The following is a 261-nucleotide window of genomic DNA, read 5'->3' as shown; positions in this document are numbered from 1 at the left end:
ACTACGCCTGTCGGCCTCGCCTTAGGTCCCGACTCACCCTGGGCGGATTAACCTGGCCCAGGAACCCTTGGTCATTCGGCGGACGAGTTTCTCACTCGTCTTTCGCTACTCATGCCTGCATTCTCACTCGTATGGCCTCCACAACTAGTTCACACTGCTGCTTCCACGGCCACACGACGCTCCCCTACCCATCCACACCACTGCACACCATCCCGCAGGACAATGCGTGTGTTATGCGAATGCCGCGGCTTCGGCGGTGTA

General features: G+C 59.4%; 1 rRNA gene. It reads right to left on the bottom strand.

The window, feature by feature from the left end:
- Positions 1-261: ribosomal RNA gene (locus MWU77_RS24555) — 23S ribosomal RNA — on the bottom strand; the annotation flags it as partial.

It is taken from the genome of Rhodococcus sp. F64268, assembly GCF_023015605.1.
Lineage (GTDB): Bacteria > Actinomycetota > Actinomycetes > Mycobacteriales > Mycobacteriaceae > Rhodococcus.
This window is presented reverse-complemented; position numbering and strand designations above follow the sequence as displayed.